This window comes from Paraburkholderia sediminicola (assembly GCF_046027825.1).
GTDB classification, from domain to species: Bacteria; Pseudomonadota; Gammaproteobacteria; order Burkholderiales; family Burkholderiaceae; genus Paraburkholderia; species Paraburkholderia sediminicola_D.
Genome location: NZ_JAQQDU010000101.1, coordinates 1 through 17,495 on the forward strand (window position 1 = coordinate 1; position 17,495 = coordinate 17,495).

General features: G+C 60.3%; 16 protein-coding genes and 2 pseudogenes. 11 read left to right on the forward strand and 7 right to left on the reverse strand.

Features of this window, described 5'->3' with window-relative positions; genetic code table 11:
• The 6 genes and pseudogenes from PQQ96_RS34920 to PQQ96_RS34945 form a co-directional block, all read left to right on the forward strand.
• Nucleotides 1-186: pseudogene (locus tag PQQ96_RS34920) on the forward strand (IS630 family transposase); the annotation flags it as partial.
• 182 nt (nt 187-368) lie between these two features.
• Entirely contained in the window at nt 369-1,595 is a 1,227-nt protein-coding gene (locus PQQ96_RS34925; protein ID WP_408300959.1) for an ISL3 family transposase, read from the forward strand.
• A gap of 42 nt (nt 1,596-1,637) precedes the next feature.
• On the forward strand, nt 1,638-2,093 hold the full coding sequence (locus PQQ96_RS34930) for a DNA-binding protein (protein WP_408300961.1): 456 nt from the start codon (nt 1,638-1,640) through the stop codon (nt 2,091-2,093).
• Nucleotides 2,094-2,346: 253 nt separating this feature from the next.
• Nucleotides 2,347-2,649, forward strand: a complete 303-nt coding sequence (locus PQQ96_RS34935) for a hypothetical protein (protein ID WP_408300963.1) — start codon at nt 2,347-2,349, stop codon at nt 2,647-2,649.
• 28 nt (nt 2,650-2,677) lie between these two features.
• Nucleotides 2,678-3,061, forward strand: a complete 384-nt coding sequence (locus PQQ96_RS34940; RefSeq protein ID WP_408300965.1) for a hypothetical protein — start codon at nt 2,678-2,680, stop codon at nt 3,059-3,061.
• A gap of 974 nt (nt 3,062-4,035) precedes the next feature.
• Complete coding sequence (locus PQQ96_RS34945; protein ID WP_408300967.1) at nt 4,036-5,286, forward strand: IS256 family transposase; 1,251 nt, start codon at nt 4,036-4,038, stop codon at nt 5,284-5,286.
• Between the two features lie 95 nt (nt 5,287-5,381).
• On the opposite strand, the gene PQQ96_RS34950 is transcribed toward PQQ96_RS34945, so the two are convergent.
• The 5 genes from PQQ96_RS34950 to PQQ96_RS34970 all read right to left on the reverse strand — a co-directional run bounded on the left by PQQ96_RS34950 (nt 5,382) and on the right by PQQ96_RS34970 (nt 8,883).
• Nucleotides 5,382-7,022, reverse strand: coding sequence for an MFS transporter (locus PQQ96_RS34950; protein ID WP_408300968.1), 1,641 nt, complete (start codon nt 7,020-7,022; stop codon nt 5,382-5,384).
• 19 nt (nt 7,023-7,041) lie between these two features.
• Complete coding sequence (locus tag PQQ96_RS34955; RefSeq protein WP_408300970.1) at nt 7,042-7,326, reverse strand: DUF3303 domain-containing protein; 285 nt, start codon at nt 7,324-7,326, stop codon at nt 7,042-7,044.
• A 485-nt stretch (nt 7,327-7,811) separates the two neighbouring features.
• Nucleotides 7,812-8,039, reverse strand: coding sequence for a hypothetical protein (locus tag PQQ96_RS34960; RefSeq protein ID WP_408300972.1), 228 nt, complete (start codon nt 8,037-8,039; stop codon nt 7,812-7,814).
• Nucleotides 8,040-8,222: 183 nt separating this feature from the next.
• A complete protein-coding gene (locus PQQ96_RS34965; protein ID WP_408300974.1) occupies nt 8,223-8,507 on the reverse strand; it encodes a hypothetical protein in 285 nt (94 codons plus the stop codon).
• 88 nt (nt 8,508-8,595) lie between these two features.
• The gene (locus tag PQQ96_RS34970) at nt 8,596-8,883 is read right to left on the reverse strand and encodes a hypothetical protein (protein ID WP_408300976.1); all 288 of its coding nucleotides are present in this window, start codon (nt 8,881-8,883) and stop codon (nt 8,596-8,598) included.
• 415 nt (nt 8,884-9,298) lie between these two features.
• On the opposite strand from PQQ96_RS34970, the gene PQQ96_RS34975 reads away from it, so the two are divergent.
• Complete coding sequence (locus tag PQQ96_RS34975; protein ID WP_408300978.1) at nt 9,299-11,515, forward strand: serine/threonine protein kinase; 2,217 nt, start codon at nt 9,299-9,301, stop codon at nt 11,513-11,515.
• Between the two features lie 102 nt (nt 11,516-11,617).
• On the opposite strand, the gene PQQ96_RS42370 is transcribed toward PQQ96_RS34975, so the two are convergent.
• Together PQQ96_RS42370 and PQQ96_RS34985 are read right to left on the reverse strand one after the other, a co-directional pair.
• Entirely contained in the window at nt 11,618-12,730 is a 1,113-nt protein-coding gene (locus PQQ96_RS42370; RefSeq protein WP_494478208.1) for an SUMF1/EgtB/PvdO family nonheme iron enzyme, read from the reverse strand.
• Nucleotides 12,731-12,826: 96 nt separating this feature from the next.
• Nucleotides 12,827-13,624: pseudogene (locus PQQ96_RS34985) on the reverse strand (caspase family protein); the annotation flags it as partial.
• 403 nt (nt 13,625-14,027) lie between these two features.
• On the opposite strand from PQQ96_RS34985, the gene PQQ96_RS34990 reads away from it, so the two are divergent.
• From PQQ96_RS34990 to PQQ96_RS35005, 4 genes are all read left to right on the forward strand, one after another.
• Nucleotides 14,028-14,519: a DUF4399 domain-containing protein gene (locus PQQ96_RS34990; protein ID WP_408300980.1), complete on the forward strand. Its 492-nt coding sequence runs from the start codon at nt 14,028-14,030 to the stop codon at nt 14,517-14,519.
• 46 nt (nt 14,520-14,565) lie between these two features.
• Nucleotides 14,566-15,000, forward strand: coding sequence for a DUF4399 domain-containing protein (locus PQQ96_RS34995; RefSeq protein ID WP_408300982.1), 435 nt, complete (start codon nt 14,566-14,568; stop codon nt 14,998-15,000).
• A 284-nt stretch (nt 15,001-15,284) separates the two neighbouring features.
• Nucleotides 15,285-15,575 carry a hypothetical protein gene (locus PQQ96_RS35000; protein WP_408300984.1) on the forward strand — a complete coding sequence of 97 codons (291 nt, stop codon included), beginning with the start codon at nt 15,285-15,287 and terminating at the stop codon, nt 15,573-15,575.
• A gap of 178 nt (nt 15,576-15,753) precedes the next feature.
• On the forward strand, nt 15,754-17,307 hold the full coding sequence (locus tag PQQ96_RS35005) for an efflux transporter outer membrane subunit (protein ID WP_408300985.1): 1,554 nt from the start codon (nt 15,754-15,756) through the stop codon (nt 17,305-17,307).
• Nucleotides 17,308-17,495 lie beyond the last annotated feature (188 nt).

Below are 17,495 nucleotides of genomic sequence, written 5' to 3' on the forward strand. Positions count from 1 at the left end.
TTGTCAGAGAACCAGTTGCGACGTGCGGTTTTCCGCTCGGTACCTGAATTGATCTCCACCATCGAGCAGTACGTGGAGAAGCACAATCGTCATCCGAAACCGTTCATCTGGACGGCAAAGGCTTCCGACATCCTGGCCAAAGTCACGCGTGCCAGGTCCAAGCTGAATAAGATGCAATCCGTTTGACGCAGACCACTAGCTAGACTAGTAAATTAACGCCTCTTTTGAATTCTGAGTGGGTAGGTTTGGCGGGTCAAGGACGGGCATAAGCCCGGCGAAGCGAATCCTTGAGGCGCCCAGAATTGATAAGCTGAGCCATGGCTGGTTGCGGCAGAATGCGGCAACCAGCCATGCAAGACAAAGCTCCCATGACGAATCAACTGTTCGAATCCGCTCTTGGAATAACCGCGCCCTGGTACGTTCAAGGCGTTGACTTTGATGCCGCCCAGCGTCAACTCACCATTGCCGTGGACTTCGTCGCGGGCACCCGGTTTTCCTATGCTGGAGTTGCCGGTGAGCATCCTGTCCACGACACGCAAATCAAGCGTCTTCGTCACCTGAATTTCTTTCAACACGAATGCTTCCTGGAAGTGCGGGTGCCGCGTGTGCGTTTGCCCGATGGCTCCGTGCGGTTGGTCGAACCTGATTGGGTCGGTCAACTCAGCGGCTTTACGCTGCTGTTCGAGGCACTCGTACTGATGCTCGCCCAGCAGATGCCGTTTGCCGCTGTCGCGCGTGCGGTGAATCTGTCGTGGCATCGAGTACACGCCATCTGTTCGCGGTATGTGGAGCTGGCACTCGCGGGGGCTGACCTGTCAGAGGTGAGGGCAGTGGCGATTGACGAAACCTCGTATCGGCGCGGTCATGAGTATCTGACGCTCGTCGCCGATATGCGGGCGCGGCGGGTCGTGTTCGTCACGACCGGCAAGGATGCCAGCACGATTGAACGCTTTGCGGCCTATCTTGGCGAACACGGTGGTACGTCCGAGCAAATCAGCTCGGTCAGCATCGACATGTCGCCAGCTTTCATCAAGGGCGCCAACGAACATCTGCCCGGCGCGCGACTGACCTTTGACAAGTTTCACGTCGTTGCTCACGCGTCCAAGGCGCTCGACACGGTGCGCAGGCAGCAACAGAAGGTAGACCCGCAACTCAAAGGCATGCGCTGGACGCTGCTCAAAGACGCGAACAAACTGAATCTCGCCCAACTGACCGACCTCGAGGCGCTCGTCAGTCAGTACACCACCAAGCGCACGGCCCGGGCGTGGCTATACCGCGAGCAACTGCGCGACATTCTAGAGCGCAAGCAAATCAATGTCGTATCGGCGATGTTGCACCAGTGGTGTACGAACGTCATGCGCTCGAAGGTCGAACCGATGAAGGACGTCGCGCGACTGATTCGCCGACACTTCGAGGGCATTGTTGCCTGGACTCAGACGCGCCAGAGCAACGGCTTCATCGAAGCCATCAACGGCCTGTTTCAGGCCGCCAAACGCAAAGCACGCGGGTACGCTCGCTTCGAAACCATGCGCACTGTCCTGTTCCTCATCGCCGAAAAACTCGACTTCTCACGCTTTAATGAGCATGCCCGATGAGCCCCGTTACCCACTCCGTTTTCAAAAGAGCCAAATTAACTTATGCAAAAAAATCCAGCCGGACAAACCATTAACAGTCCGTGTTACAGTCAAATAGCACATGCCGTAGCTGCGATTCGCGCGAGCGGTGCGACTCGACAGGAAGCATCCCACTTCGCTTGCAGAAAACTCCTCTACGAATTAGGAGAGATGCCTACGACTCGGGTCGTCCGAGACATTACTGGGTGGGGATCTCATTCGGATGTGCAACAGGACGTCAAATCCTTCATGTGGACGCTTCGTTCGCACGGACCTGCGCCCTTTCCGGAAACGAAGTTGCCCACAAACGTTCAGGCGGCTTTTCGAGAGGGAATACTTGAACTCTATGCCCACGCCCGGGCGGAAGCCGCGAGAGCGTTTGAAGATGCACGAGAAGCCTTTGACATTGAGAGGAGGGGGTTTGCGGAGCGTGAGCGAGAACTAAAACTTAGAATCGCGGCTCTGGAGGGGGACAACTAAGTTATTACGGAACGCCTTGATGGCTTGGTGAGTCTTCTCGTGCTAACCACGAAGCCCGGCGAGTTGCCGGGGGCTCTGATGTGTTGGACGATTCCCGCTAAACGGCGAGAGATTTATGCCAAAGTGGACTGGTCGTGATGTCCCAATCCTATCAACTTAAGCCGCAGAGACTTGTAAACACGGGGATAAGCTGTATGATTCGGAATGTCGTAATCCTCACTATGTCACGAAATGAACTCGGGTTATCCGCATATTGAGCGGGTTCATCCGCTACCTTCATTCGGTGGAACTGCGCACGCGTCATGTTGCCGATCCGAGGCATTTAAGCAGGCGCCGCAAGCTGGACTTCGCCACACTGATCAGCTGGTTTCCCGGCTGCAACCGGGCCTGCGTTCAGACTGAGCTCGACCGCTTCTTCGCGGTGCTGCATAACCAGGCCGAACTGATGCGTGGCGCAAGCGCTCAGGCACTTTCGAAAGCCCGGCAGAGCCTGCCGCACACCGTGCACCGATCTGACGCAGCATCTGCTACGCTCGTCGATCAGCACATCGGCTGAGGAAGCGTTCAAACGGATCAAGCATCGATTGGCGCTTGAGGCCGTCTCCGGACTGAGCTGGCTGACGCATCAGCAGGATCTCGCCGCGAAGGTCCTCAGCGACAATCTCAGTGCGCTGCTGTGCCTGGAAGCACTCGGTGAGCGCGACGGACAGATCAGCGCACACACGCCCACCTTGATCTGTTCGTCCACCGACGCGCTGCTCAAGATTAACCGCACGCGCGCGTTTGCCCACATCCGGCAGTGCCTGCCGCGCTGGCTGTGCGATGGCGTTACGCCTGCCATCGATGATCTGACTCGCCTGCTTCGTCATATCGCTGACAATGTTATCCGCTTCATGCCCGACCGTAGCCGACCTCGAGCGCTGCAATCCAAACCACACAAGGCATTCGCAGCCAAAGCCGTCACGTAGCTTTCCTTAAGTTGCGAGGATTGAATTCCAACGACCTGGTGTATTGATGTGTGAATTCTGCAATTTCTAACGACGTAAGGATGGTGCCCGAGACGCCTGTGCCGGAGGGAGATTTCCTCCAGCAACCGCTGCGTGAGCGGATCAGCGTGAAGCGTCCATTGGTACGACTAGCCGGGCTGATCATCAGGGAGCGACTGGGGCGTCGATGAGCGAGCGCTTCCTTCGCGTAAAGGTCGACCGGCGCCCGTAACGACTGATTGCAGGGCTGCTGTATTTGCAGCACACGTTCCCGTCTGTCCGACGAGAAAGTCGTCTGGCAATGATCGCCGATAGCGCTAGAAATGAATTGTTCACGGCCGACTACTACGCCCTAAAATCTCCCCCTCTCTCCGCCTCAAACCGATCCAACTCCCCAAGCAAATGCTTGATCTGGGCCGTTTGCAATGCGGTCAGGGAGAATTCGTCCTGTATGCGTTGTAGCCGCTTTCGCCAATACGAAGGTAGCAGAACAGGTTCACCACGAAAGGCGCGCAGCGACGGCGCCATCACTCGCGCTACGTGCGCGATGTCTTCATCCATTGTCATTCAAAAGCCCCGGAAGACCTCGGTATTTAGTTTTGGCCTTGTTTTTATGGGCGCGCCTGGGTGAAAACGAGTTGGTCATCGATACGTAGGCGGCGATGACAATGGTAAGAAATCACGATCGTTCGGTCAAGCCGTCCTACGACCATTCGTGTGGACGGTGCGAGAGATTTCCCTCTATTTCGCGGGTCTATCGATCACACCAGGGAGCCGTGGGTTAGCTTGCTGGGTCTTCGGGAAGGGGTAACGGTATTCGCGCGATTGCTGCGGCGCATTGCGGATCTATCGACGCAAGTGAGTGCCTCCACACCTGAAGACGCAGGTAGGCGAGGGTGTAATTAGTTTTGTGTAAACGGTCATTTGGCAGGAGACTGCCAGTAACAGGAGCGACGATGACCGTAGCGAAACGCAATAAACGAGTGAAACCCGATCCTGAGCTCGTCAAGCTGGCAGACAGCCTGCTGACGAACTACCAGAAGCCGGAAGACCTGATTGGCGAGAACGGCCTGCTCAAGCAGCTCACCAAGATGCTGGTGGAGCGGGCGCTTGAGAGCGAGATGTCCGAGCACCTGGGCCATGGCAAGAGCGAGGCTGTTACCAATGCCACGGGCAATACCTGCAACGGGCACAGCGCCAAGACGCTGCAGGGCGAGTTCGGCGAGTTGCCGCCCGATATTCCACGCGACCGCCAGGGCGCGTTCGAGCCGAAACTGGTAGGACGCCATCAGACGCGCTGGACGGGCTTTGATGACAAGATCATCTCACTCTATGCGCGGGGACTGAGCGTGCGGGAGATTCAGGGCCATCTGGAGGAAATGTACGGCACTGAAGTGTCGCCCACCCTCATTTCCGCCGTCACCGACGCAGTCAGCGAGGAAGTGAAGATCTGGCAGGCTCGCCCGCTCGACGCGCTTTACCCGATCGTCTATCTGGACTGCATCCACGTCAAGGTGCGCGACAGTGGCGCGGTACGGACCAAGGCGGTCTATCTGGCCATCGGTGTGAAGATGAATGGGCACAAGGAGGTCCTGGGGCTGTGGATCGCCCAGACCGAGGGCGCGAAGTTCTGGCTGCAGGTGGTCACCGAGTTGAAAACACGCGGCGTGCAGGACATTTTTATTGCCTGTGTCGACGGACTCAAAGGCTTCCCTGAGGCCATTGAAGCGGTCTACCCAAAGGCGGCCGTGCAACTGTGCATCGTGCACATGGTGCGCAACAGCCTGAACTTCGTGTCGTGGAAGGTGCAGCGCGAGGTCGCCGCCGATCTGAAGACGATTTACACTTCATCGACCGTCGAGATGGCCGAACAGATGCTGGGCACCTTCGAAGCGAAGTGGGACAAGGACTACCCGTCCATCGGGCTGAGCTGGCGGCGCAACTGGGAACGCGTCATTCCGTTCTTCGATTACCCCCCAGAGATCAGGAAGGCGATTTATACCACCAATGCCATTGAATCGATCAACATGAGCCTGCGCAAGGTGATCAAGACCCGGAGCCCATTCCCGACCGACGAGGCCGTGACCAAGCTGTTCTACCTGGCGCTCAATAACATCAGCAAGAAGTGGTCGATGCCGATCCGCGACTGGAAAGCAGCCCTGAACCGCTTCACCATCCAGTTCGAAGAACGGCTCGTGCCGGGTTAAACACCAACCCGTTTACACAAAATTCGGGACACCCCCAGGTAGGCAGTGGAGGGAAGCGCTAGCAGCATCGGAGCCCAAGCCTAAACGCGACCCGGTTAAAGCGCATTCCCCCGCGGCGGAAGCACCTCGGCTTGCGTCGGCCCCCCTTCAGGCTTCCACTCCGCCTCCGGATAGCTAATCCTCACCGGCGGCACAAACCACGCAAGGCACAACCCCGTCAACGCAGCAGCACCCGCCACCAGAATCCCGATATGAATCGACTGCACAAGTGCATCCCGAGCAGAATTCATCATCGCATCGCCCGCATGTCCGGCGCTCACCAACCGATTGATCAACGCCGCCTGCTCCGCACGGTCCACGAGCAACTCAGGACTAGCAAACGATTTGAACCACTGCGTCGCCTGATACGAGGCGAGCGATCGATGCACCCCTTGCGTATAGAGATGCCCAAGCAACGCCCCCGTCATCACCGTACCCAGCATCCCGCCAAAAGTCCGCAGCGATTGCAGCAGCGCGGTTGCCGCACCGAGCTGATCACGCGCGACGATCTGCTGCGAACACACAGTCAGACTGGTCGCCACCAGACCAAGCCCAAGCCCACTGATCCCCATACACGACATCCACACCAGATGCGGCTCAGTACCTCTAAGCACGATCACGCTCAAACACGCCAGCGCAGACAAAGCAAAACCGACATACATAATGCCGTTCGCGCGACGGATTCGTGTGACGATACGATTGTTCACCACACTGCCGACAGTCGTGCCGAGCAGCAGCGGCGTAATCAACATACCCGAGTCGTGCGCGGACATCGCATAGCCGCCCTGAAACAGCAGCGGCACATAAAACACCAGCGAAAACAGCGCGAAGCCGCCGAGCACGGACATCGCGAAGAGCGCGGACAGCTTGCGGTCCATCAGCATATCCACCGGAACGATCGGATACGCGATGCGCCGCTCCCATAGCCACAGCGTCAGTGCACAACTCGCCGCCACAACGGCCAGCACGACAGTCACCGTGTCGACGCCGTACTTCGGAAACAACTCGATCAGCAACTGCAGCGAACCAAACGTGACCGCGAGCACAAACGCACCGAGCCAGTCGAGCCGCACGGGGCCCTTGTGCCGCAGATGAAGCAGCGGCGGCAGAAAGCGCTGCACGAACAGCAGCGACACCAGGCCGACCGGTACGTTGACGAAAAACACCAGCCGCCAGCCGCCGTATTGCGTGAGGATGCCCCCGAGCGTCGGGCCAACCATATTGGCGACGCCGAACGCTGACGTGACGAACACGAGCCAGCGCAGCCGCAACTTCGGATTGGGAAACAGGTCGGCGACGGTGGCGAACACCGTGCCGATCAGAATGCCGCCGCCTATCCCCTGCAGGCCGCGCGAAATGACCAGCAACAGCATGCTGGTCGAGAGCCCGCACAGTACCGACGCGCCAGTGAACAACAGAATGGCGGCGATCAGAAACGGCTTGCGGCCGAACAGATCGCCCAGCCGCCCGAAGATCGGAATGGTGATCACCGAAGCCAGCATGTACGCGGTCGCGACCCATGCGTACAGATCGAAGCCCTTCAGATCGGCGACGATGCGCGGTAGCGCTGTGCCGACGATAGTCTGATCGAGCGCCACCAGCATCGAGACGAAGGCAATGCCAAGCATCGCCAGCAGCGACTCGCGAAACGGCAGCAATTGTCCGCTGGGTGGAGGCGCGTCGAGACTGGGGGGCATGGCGGTCCTAGTTGTGTACTTACTTGCGTGCGGCCTGACGCGCAGCCAATGCCGCGCCGAGGTCCTCGTCCGTCATCGCGGGGACGATACTCATCGTCAGTAAATCACCCCATTCGAGTGCCAACGCTGACAGTCCGCGCGAATCGTCCGCTTCGACGATCGCAACGCCATGCAATCCGCCGATCGCATGCCAGCGTCCTAACATAGTGACACCCTCCGGCGCTTTGCCACCGGTCTTCATGAAGCGCTCGACGACGGAATTTTCCGCCGTCGGCAGGCCACTCCACTGCACGATGAATTTCATTGCGTCTCTCCAATATGAATTGGCAGTGCCGGCTCGTGGCGCGCCGTCATCGCCGCTCGTGCTGTGCGGCGAATTTTCATGCCTCGCGCCGCAAACACTTCCGTGCCAGGTTGCTGTCCGGATAGCGCACGCTGTCGGCGAACGGCATAAACCACGTGGCATCCTAAACATCATAGGCGAGGGCATGATCGATAACGTTGCTGCGTACGGACATTCGCCAGGTCGATTGAACAATGCGTCCGCCGCCCGGAAAGCGTAGCAGGCGCGTCTGTTTCCAATTACGGGCATCTCACGCGTCCTACAAGAGGAACCTTTTAGCAAGGCAGTCGAAGATGTCGGTATCGATCTGGCTTGAAGTGCGTCATGTGATGTGCCAGCACAACCGGTACGCACGCGAACGGCAAGCGGACAAGGTGCGTAGGCATCAAACGCTAACGGCACGCGCGTTAAGCGCATGCCGTTGTTTTGAATGTCTGAGTCCGGCTCTAGCCGCGCGGCAATTTGCGCGGCACTGCGGCGGCGGGCCCACCGGCAATGGTCTGATGTGCCGCGGGAAAACCCGGCGGATAGTCAACGACCCGTGCGGAACCCGACACCACCGGCATGGCGACGCTCGCGCGCGCACCGATCCGTGCGCCGCCGACAATGGCGGCCATCGCCTGGCGGTCGAGTTCGACGCTGTCAGTGAGGTCTTTGATAACGAGCTTTGCCATGGCGGCTCCAGGGATCAGGCGAGGGCAGCGCTGGGCGCAATTGTCCAGTCGCCGCCCGGGTGTGTCTTTGATTATGCGGAGGTCTCGTCGCACTACCAGTATAGGAAATCTGCTTGCAGCTCGTCTGTCGGATGTGACCGGGTCGCAGTAGGGAGGCCCCCGTCCCCACGCTACCGCACGCCGTTAAACGTTGGCGTAATTGGCGCCGAACAGAGACGGGCTGACGTTCAGATCCAACGGCACGAAGCCGGCGCCGATCACGCCGATGTTGTTGAGAGCGGCAACGTTGACAGTTTGTACCTGGGTGAGGTTCTGGTTCACTTTGACGCTGACGTTGGCGATGCCGCTCAGGCTGGGCATCGACGACAGGCCGGGCACGCTGCTGCCGGTGCCGCCGGACACCGCCGACATTGCGTGGCGGTCGATCTCGCGGGTGCGGGACAGATCGCGAATCATGAGGGATGACATGGTGATTCTCCAAAGGTGCGCGGAAGACGGGCGTGATCAGGGCGAAGCGGGGATTGCCGAAGGCCTCTCCGCCTCGCCGGATCACGCTTTAGACGTGGATGTTGTTGCTCGACGTGACGGAAGGGTTGATCGTCGAGGTGATGCCAGTGGCAAACGCGACGTTGTTGCCGTTGGCGCTCTGGATGTTCATCGCGTTGCTGATCAACTGCGTGGCGTCGACATTCTTGCTGTTATTCGGCGCAATCACCGGGCTGATGTTGACGAACGAGGAGGACGAGTAGGGGAAGCCGTAGCCGAGACCGCCACGCACGGCGCGCATCGCCTTGCTGTCGAGTTGTTCGGTGATGGACAGGTCTTTGATCATCAGCGTGTTCATGGTAAATCTCCTGGAAGGGAACATCACAGTCTTGCGGTTGGGTTCGAGCATCTTGTCTGCTCGAGTGTCACTAACGCATGGGCTGTGCCAGTTTTATTCTCGTCTCCTGAGAAATTCGGCGAACGCTTGCTGCGCAAGGCTTTCGCGTCACGCCGCCGCGCCGGAGCCGGACCACGACCCCTGGCAGGCGACAGGCGGCTGATGGCGCGGACCCAACAACGCACCGGATTCTGTTGGCTGTCGCAAGACACTCGCCGGCAGTGCGCGCAGCGGGGCAATCCTGGTTTGCGAAAGCGCAGGTCGGGGGCTAGTATCGAAGCGGCACATGTAACTGGTTACGACAGGTTTTCTATCGGTCCGAGGGACGCCGGTCGCATTCGGTCCGGCCCAACGGCAACGGCGGCGCTTCGCACAAATGGCTAGCCTTGCGCATGTGATTCGCGACTATCAGAGCGGCGAGTTGTCACGTGACGAGTTCGTCGCTCAACTCAACAGCACGTTGACGACCGAAGGACTCGGTCCCACGCAGCTGCTGGAGATGCTCGGCGTAGCGCATCGCAAAGCCCCCCTGCCCGACGATCTCTATGCTGAGGTGCGGCGGCGCATCGAACAGTTGCGCGTCTCGAACGTGGCGGCGGGCGGCGAGGAAACTGGCATGCAGACTACCGTCGAGATACCGTCGGTACGCTCTGCGAGTGCGGCAAGCCAGGCAGGCGCGGCAAGCGCCGCCAGTGCACCGGGACATGATCAGATCAAAGGCACCGGCGATACGCTGAACAACCGCTTCGTCCTCGAGGAATGTCTGGGTGTCGGCGGAATGGGGACGGTGTATAAGGCGCTCGATTTGCGCAAGCTCGAGGCGTCGGATCGCAAGCCGTATCTCGCGATCAAGGTGCTCAACGTCCAGTTCCGCGGCAACCCGAATTCGCTCGTCGCGCTGCAACGCGAGGCGCGCAAGGCGCAGGTGCTTGCTCACCGCAACATCATCGCGGTGTACGACTTCGATCGCGACGGACCGATCGTCTATCTGACGATGGAGTACCTGACCGGCAAGCCGTTGAGCCAGCTCTTGCGCACGCCGGGCTATAAGGGAATGCCGGTTCGCGCCGCGCTGCCGATCGTGCGCGGCATGTGCAATGCGCTCGCCTATGCACACGAACACGGCTTCGTGCATTGCGATTTCAAGCCGGCCAACGTCTTTCTCACGACGAATGCCGAAGTGAAGGTAATCGACTTCGGCATTGCCCGTGTGTTCCAGCGGCCGGAGGAGGAGAGCGACGCAACGGTCTTCGACCCCGGCAGTCTCGGCGCGTTGACGCCTGCGTATGCGAGTCCGGAAATGATTGAGCATCGCGAGCCGGACCCGCGTGACGATATCTACGCGCTCGGTTGCATTACGTATGAGCTATTGACGGGCCACCATCCATTTGACCGGCTGTCGGCGACGCAGGCTCGCAATGCTGACTTCAAGCCGCAGCGTCCACACAATCTCGATGCGAAACAGTGGCGTGCATTACGGACCGCGCTTTCGTTCGATCGCAACACGCGCATGCCGAGTGTCGTGCGTTTCATCGCCGAGTTCGACAACGAAGCGCGCGCGGAGAAGTCAGGTACGTTGGTCAAGGCGGGGTTCGCGGGGCTCGCCTTGGTGTGTGCCGCGGCTGTTGGCGTGTTGGCCTTGCGGTCGGCACCGAATCGTCAAGGTGGCACGCAACCGGCTGCGGCGGCGTCGGAGGCGGATCAGGGGGCTTCGGCGGCGACGCCTGTTGCTGCCGCGACGGTGGCGGGTGCGCCTGAGACAGCGTCAACCACTGGGCCGATCGCAGGGAGCAACGGAAGGGCGGCCGCAGGGGCATCGGTCGGGACAACCGCCGCGCCAACCGCTGCGCCAACCGCGGCGTCGCTTGTGGTGTCACCCCCGGCGCAACCTCCGGCACCGCCCGCGCCCAAACCCGCGCTGACCTTAGCCGCCGTTGCGCCGGTGCTTGCACAGGTGCCATGTTCGGCGCTGTCCGCGTCGACGCAAGACCACGCGTTGACGGTGCGTGGCTACATCTCGCAACGCTATGGCGGCGTGCGTCTCAAGGACACGCTGGCAGCGTTGCCGGGCGTCGATACGCTGACGCTCCAGGTTGACCCGGTCGCCGACGACAAATGCGACACGATCAAGGCGTTCGCTCCCTATTGGATCCATAACTGGCAAGCAGGCCACGTTGCATCGCTGCATGTACGGCCGCCCGGTGGCCAGTTGAGCGAAGGCGATTCGCTGGTCGTCGATGTGACCACGCCCGCTTACGACTCGTACGTGAACCTCGACTACTACCAGCTCGACGGCAGCGTCGTGCACATGGTCCCGAGTCCGCGCGCGAAGGACAATCAGGCGCCGCCGCACTATGCGGCCACTATCGGTAGCGCGGGCGACTGGATTATTTCGAAGCCGTTTGGATCGGAGATGGTGGTGCTGCTGATTACGCCGGTGCAACTGTTCGACAAGCCGCGGCCCGAGAGCGAATCACGTGCCGACTATCTGCGTGCACTGGATACGCGGCTCGCCCAGATCGCCGGTAAACACGGTCAGGATCATATCGTCGCCGATTTCGCTCCGATCACGACGAAGCCACGCACACCCTAAGCGCCGTGCCGTGCCGAGACCGTCCGCAGCCGCTCGAGCACACGCCGCCCCGGAAGCATGCGTAGCCCCAGCACTACCCGCTGCCCCCATAAGCGCCACGCTTTACTTAAGATCCTTGACTACCCTGAAGCCATCCTGCGACTGGCGCACGCTCGCGCTGTACTTGAAGCGTGTCGCGCTCAGCATGTAGTTCCCACCTTCACGCCACGAACCGCCGCGAATCACCCGCATGTCGCAACTGGGGCTGTCCCACACTCGGCCGTCGGCGGGCGCGCCCTGGTAGGAGTTGTGCCAGCAATCGGCAACCCATTCCCAGACGCTGCCGTTCATGTCATACAGGCCGACCGGATTCGGCGCGAACGAGCCGGCGGTCTCGGGCCCTTCCTTGTGCCAGGGATCGCCGCAGTCCTTGCAATTGGCATTACCCTTGCGCATCTGATCGCCCCACCAGTATGCCGTCGTGGTGCCGCCACGGTCCGCGTATTCCCATTCGGCCTCGGTGGGCAAGCGGTACGGCTTACCGGTCGCCTTGCTTAGCCACCTCACGTACTGTTGCGCGTCATCCCAACTGAGATCGCGTGCCGGCGCCCCTTTGTTCACATTGCTCTCGGGCGTCAGCTTTTGACAGGCGTTCGCTGCAGCGCACGCATTCCATTGCTCGACGGTCACCTCGTATTTGCCGATCGCGAACGGCGCGCCGATGGTCACGTGATGGACGGGCTTTTCCGAGGGGTCGTCGGTGTTGCTGCCCATCGAGAATGCACCCGCAGGCAAGGCGATCATGATCGGGCAGGTGGCGCAATCGCGGCTTTCACCGGCGCTCGGTGGATGGGTCGTGGGCTTTTGCGCGACCACCGGCGTGGACGGAACCGCGGGCCGGGCGGTCGCTGTAGAAGGCGCGGGCGCAGCGGCGCGCGGGTGGTCCTGCGGTGCGGCGCTGGCCGGCGCGGCTGGCCGCGCGACTTGCTGCGACTGCGCAACCGGCGGTGCGGCAGATGGCGAAGCAGTTTGCGACGCAGATGGGGCACTCGCCGATCCCGCAGCGCGCAACCGGTCGATGCGTGCGTGGGCGAGCGCGGCGAAGCGACCGTTCGGATAGGCCTTCAGATAAGCCTCGTAATCGCTCGGGTAGTTGCTGTCCTTGATGGAATTCCAGAAGGTAATTTCATACTGCTCGCTGCTGTCTTTCGGCAGGATGCCTCTGCTGCGCAGCACGACAAGCGGGTCGTCGCTGATTGCGGATGCCAACGGCGCAATAACCGCGCGAGATACCGGCTCGCTCAGACTCGCGGCACTAACAAGCGTTGACGCGATCCACGGCGTCTGTGCGCCGCCAGTGACCTCGCTAACCCTCGTCGCCACGCGTTGAAACAACCCTGCAAGATCCTGTGATGAATGAGCGTCGTTGAGTGCGCGCAGCAATGCATCCGTATAAACGCCATGATGCATGCCGTCCGCTGCAAAGCCACCCGGCGCCGTTGCGTAAGCGACTACGGTATGGGCGGGCAGCGCGGACGTATCGAGCGTGACGTCGCTGGAGAACGGGTTGTTCAGGCACGTATCGAGAATCACGAGATTGAGCGCATCGGCACGCGGCGCGTGCATCGTCTGCAGCACGGCATCCAGATCGATACCCTCGCCGACCAGCCGTGCGGGCGCGCGTGCATCGAGGCCGGCGGGTACGAGCAGCGTCTGCCGTCCGATTTGCATGCCGTGTCCCGCGAAATAGAAGAGTCCAATACCGCCTGCTCGCAGACGTTGGCGGAACTCGCCGATGGCTTGCCGCATCTGCTGTGGCGTTGCATCAGTGCGCATGATGACGTCGAAGCCGTGGGCACGCAGTGTGTCGCGCATGGCTTCAGCGTCGCGCGGTGCATTACCGCGAATCGGGTCACCGTGATCGCCGTACCTGCCGTTGCCGATCACCAGCGCGATCCGCGCAGGCTGCGTATTGTCCTTATGCAGTGTGAACGGCGCGATGAACGTGGCCGTCGTACCCGTAGCGGTGGCGCCATGCTCCGCACCGTCACGCTGCGCCGCGGCATAAACGCTGCCCCAATGCGCCTGAATTGCCCCGGCCATGCACACCAGCAGGAATGTTCGCCACATATTCGTATCCTGTTTGTTCCGGACAGAACATAGGGTTTCGACGACTACGACGCCCGCATCAGCCGTTGGAGTGGCCCGGGCACAGCTTCGATACCGCTATCGACGCTCCATCGACAACCTATGAACAACGATAGCACGCGGTTTGCGCGCCACAACTGTCCGCGCATCATCAGTGCGTTATACGGTTAACGAGTGTGGCGTATCTTTTTGGCAAGTTACGTCCTAAGCTAATTCACAAAGTAACGCAGTACGGCCGTCTTGGTAGTGCGGCCGCTCATCCAGGTGAACCCGCCACGTGATACCCACGTGAAATCACGCGAGCGCCCACGACATCCTGCGGGCGCGCCCCGCCTGCGCTTTGCGCAGCCGCGGCAGCCATGACCCCGCTTCGGGAGAGTGCGCAATGCGAATAACCCTCACACCCGGCGTGCTTGACGCACGTCATGGAACGAAGGCGAGTCTTGCAGTGTTCTGCACCGCGCTTTCACTCCTGCTAGGCATCGCGTCACTGTCTGAATCCGCGCTTGCCGAACAAACCCCGTCGCCACCGGGCGCCGAGGAGTACATCATCTGGCCGTCGGATGGCGCGGTGATTCATGGCGGCAAGCTGTGGGTCCGCATGGGGCTGCGCAACATGGGCGTGTGCCCGAAGGGCGTGGCGGTTCCGAACACCGGTCATCACCATCTGCTGATCGATACCGACCTGCCGCCGCTCGACCAGGAAATTCCGTCGGACCGCAATCATCTGCATTTTGGCGCGGGTGAGACCGACGCGCGCATCGAGTTGCCGCCGGGCAAGCACACCTTGCAGCTCATTCTCGGCGACCACAACCACATCCCACACGTGCCTCCTGTGTATTCGAAGAAGATCACCATCACCGTACTAAAAGACTAGCGGTCCCGTTCATTCAAGGCGGGTCCGTCAGGACGGAGAGATCACCATGGTCAGGATCATCGCGCTCGCGGCGCTTGTGACATTGGCGTCACTGGCCTCGCCGCATCTCGCCACGGCCGGCACGACACCATCGCCGCCCGGTGCGCATGCCTATATTGGCTATCCGAACGATGGGCAGGTGGTGCCCGCCAATAAACCGTTTCGGGTGTGGTTCGGCTTGCGGTATATGGGCGTGGCGCCTAAAGGCGTCAAGTATCCGAACACTGGGCACCACCATCTGCTGATCGATACCGATCTGCCGCCGATGGACCAGGAAATTCCGTCGGACCGCAACCATCTGCATTTTGGCGCGGGCGAAACAGAAACGATGATTCAACTGCCGCCCGGCAAGCACACGTTGCAACTGCTGATGGGTGACGACATGCACATTCCGCACAACCCGCCGGTGTACTCGAAGAAAATCACCGTCATTGCGCGTTGACGCGGCATTCGCGCGTGCAGTTTTCGGCTTCAGTGTCACGTCGCAGCCAACACCGTCGCGCGCGTTGTTGGTTGCGAACCACCAGCTTCAATCTGCTGCTTCCTGGCCGTCGCGCTCCACGCTGCGCATCAGAATCCCCGAAGTCCTTTATCTACGGCCGCTTGGCATATTTCTCAGGATCGGAAATCAAAACTGGCACAGCCCATGCGTTAGTGACACTCGAGCAGACAAGATGCTCGAACCCAACCGCAAGACTGTGCTGTTTCCCTTCCAGGAGATTTACCATGAACACGCTGATGATCAAAGACCTGTCCATCACCGCCCAACTCGACAGCAAGGCCATGAGCGCCGTGCGTGGCGGCCTGGGCTACGGCTATCCGTCGTCGTCATCGTCGGTTTTCAACTTCACGCCCGTGTATGCGCCGAACAACAGCAAGAATGTCGACGCCACGCAACTGATCAACACGTCGATGAACATCCAGAACGCCAACGGCAACAACGCAGCGTTCGTCGCCGGCGTCACCACCACGATTGACCCGCATGTGAGCTCGAGCAACAACATCAACGTGTATTGAACGGTTCTGGCCGCCGCGGAGGCGCTCAAGCCTCCGCGGGACGCGCGGCCTCAGCGCGTCAAAAAGATTTCGCATCCAATCGTTCTTTCCACACGACCCCAGCGTCACCGCTCGATCCCCGCGTCGCCTTTCCTGTACCGCTTCGATGGTGAAGCCGGGCAGGACATGCTTTACTTGAATGGCGCGTTCTCCTCGTGCAATGCAGCCGGTGTCATCGGAGAAAATCGTGTCAGCGTTGCTTGATTCATGGGTCCGCAAGCGCTTCCTCAATGCCTCGGCGCGGTGCTGTTCGGACCATCGACCGGCGAGTGCGAGCCGCACGGCCGCGGCGCTGCGCGGACTCTGCGCCGCAACCGCGTGTGCGCTGTCCCTGTGCGCGTGTATCGACGTCAGCATGCCGGACTACAAGCGGCCCGATACACCCGCCAAGGCGTCGTGGTCGGATCAGAAAGGTTCGCCGGTATCGGCGGCCGCGACCATCGAGCCGGACTGGTGGAAGGAATTCCACGATCCGTATCTGGACACGCTGATTGCTAAGGCGATCGCAGGCAACTTCGATATCAAGGTGCTGGCTGCACGGATCGATGTGGCAGCCACGCAGATCGGCGAGGCCAAAGCCGGCGCGTTGCCGACGATGGATCTTGGCGCCGGTGCCGATTTCGAAAAAAGTACGGGTCAGACGTTTGCCAAACAGTACAACGTCGCGACGCAGGTGAGCTGGGACATCGATATCTGGGGCAAAGTGGAGAAGGGCGTGCAGGCGCAGAAGGCCGAATTCCACGCAAGCGAAGCGGATTGGCGCGCCGGCTATCTGGAACTGGTGTCGAACGTCTCGAGCACCTATTTCCAGATCCTGCAATTCGATGACCAGATCGAGCAGCAGCAACAAACGCTCGTTACGAACCAGCAGATTCTCACCATCTACGACGGCCAACGCCGTAACGGCCTTGTGCCGCAAACTCAGGTGCTGCGTCAGCAGGCCGAGATCAACCGCCTGACGAATCAGTTGCTCGAACTGCGCCGTTCGCGCGACGTTGCGAACAACGCGCTATGCACCTTGCTCGGCGTGCCGGCGGGCGAATTCCAGTTGCCGAAAGGGCATTTGCAGCAACGCGTGCAATTGCCTGTGGTGCCCGACGGCTTGCCCGCACAACTCCTTGCGCGGCGTCCCGACGTGGTGGCCGCCGAATTCAGAGTGCTGGAAGCCTACAACCTGGTCGGCGAGGCCAAGCTTGCGCAACTGCCCACCATCAACCTGACCGGCCACGGCGGCACCGCAAGCTTCGCACTGACCGATTTGCTGAAATCGTTCACCTACGGATTCATGCCCAGTATCAACATCCCCCTGCTCGATCCCAGCGTGCGGGCCCATGTGAAGGTCACGCAAGCGCAATCGACGGTCGCGGAACAGCAGTATCGCGTAGCCGTCATGGGTGCGTTCGAGGAAGTGGAAAACGCGCTGGTCAATCTGAACTCGCACAAGGCGCAGCGTGTGGAGTTGCAGCAGGAGGTATCGCGCCTGCAAATCGTCGCCGATCAGATCCAGTCGCAATTGCGCCTCGGCGTGGTGTCGCAACTGGAAGTTTTCGAAACCGAACGAACCTTGCTGGAAGCGCAGCAGGAACTGCTCGCCAACCATCGGCTGATTCTGTCCGACACGGTGTTGCTTTATAAGGCGCTAGGCGGCGGTTGGCCGAATGTGAATGTGCAGGCGGAAGTAAAGGAACACTGAGCTAATCCGTGTCGCGGCGCGCGGTGTATTTCGGCTGCGAATGACGCATGAATGGCCCTTACAACCGACAATCTGAAAATTGACACTTGCCATGCGTGACTTAAAATCTGTAAGGAGCCAGTCTCTGCATGGCTCCCTGAAACATCCGCGATTCGCCGTAGTACTTCTTTCCGTTCCTGCTGCGCTTT